General features: G+C 36.9%; 1 protein-coding gene and 1 pseudogene. Both read right to left on the bottom strand.

Translation table 11 applies throughout. From position 1 onward, the window contains the following. Nucleotides 1-317 precede the first annotated feature (317 nt). Nucleotides 318-683, bottom strand: coding sequence for a hypothetical protein (locus tag ALO_RS13940; protein WP_004096861.1), 366 nt, complete (start codon nt 681-683; stop codon nt 318-320). 30 nt (nt 684-713) lie between these two features. Then, nucleotides 714-1,066, bottom strand: a pseudogene (locus ALO_RS22530) (hypothetical protein); the annotation flags it as partial.

The following is a 1,066-nucleotide window of genomic DNA, read 5'->3' as shown; positions in this document are numbered from 1 at the left end:
AAACAGGTCCGTCCCTTCTGTCGCCCTTTCGTCCAAATCTCAACGCACCCTGGCAATTTTCCATCAGGATATTCCTGTAGCCCGATTCATGATTTCTTGTGCCTGGGACGTATTCAACCCGGATTGCCTTGCATCAACAACGACCGTTTATGCGCCCTGTTCAAAACCTTCCTGTATACGTTTCATCCCTGTATTTGTATTCGGGTTTGCTGCGGAGCGAGCTTGGGTATCGTCTTGTTTCTGTCTTGCCAAACAACAAGGCAACGAACTGATTTTGTCCGTTTTTCATACGAGTTTATTTAGTCCAAGGTCTAATGTCAATGACTGTTCCCTGACTCACACAACATTGAAAATTGTTCTATTGGCACTATGCCACCATAATCATCATCCACATAGATTCCTTTTAAAAAATTATCTTGACCCAGTATTTTTTTCATTAACTTTTCTGATGTATATGTCATCATAATAAAATGCGGATTTTGAAAAGGTATTTTCTTTAGTTCTTCTATCTTGTAATCTTTAATTAAGTCTTCTACATACTCATAAAAAACATGTTCATCTCCGTAATCGACAACAAATCTATTTGGACTTAAATCAGTAATTTTGTTCTCGCCAAAATGTTTTATTTTGCGTACTGAATTAATGTCCAAATCTTCATTACCAATTAAAATAACCCATTGCATTTTATTCTCCCTTCTTTTTACTATATGAGTTTATTTTTTACCTAAATAATTTAGCAAATCTTCTTGGTTTGTAAATACCTTAAAACCTTCCTTTTGCAGCCCTTTAACCACCGCTGCGCCTGAATTTTGATCTGGCAGATAAACAATGACTTCTTTATTTGTACTGGAGGCCGTATTAATTGCTTGACTCGTAGATCCTTTGCCTCCGCCTCCTTTAACTTGTATTATCGCATTATCAAGCTCAATATCATAATCCGTTAATGGTGTTCCATCTGGTCTATAGACTTTTTTATTTACATCCACGACTTTACCTGGATATTTCGCTTCAATTGCATTTGCAGTTTCACCTACATATTTATCTGCGGAAGTGAAAGTTCTACCCA

The sequence above is a fragment of the Acetonema longum DSM 6540 genome (assembly GCF_000219125.1).
GTDB classification, from domain to species: Bacteria; Bacillota; Negativicutes; order Sporomusales; family Acetonemataceae; genus Acetonema; species Acetonema longum.
The sequence above is the reverse complement of the archived record's forward strand: the minus strand, read 5'-3'. Positions and strand labels throughout refer to the sequence as shown.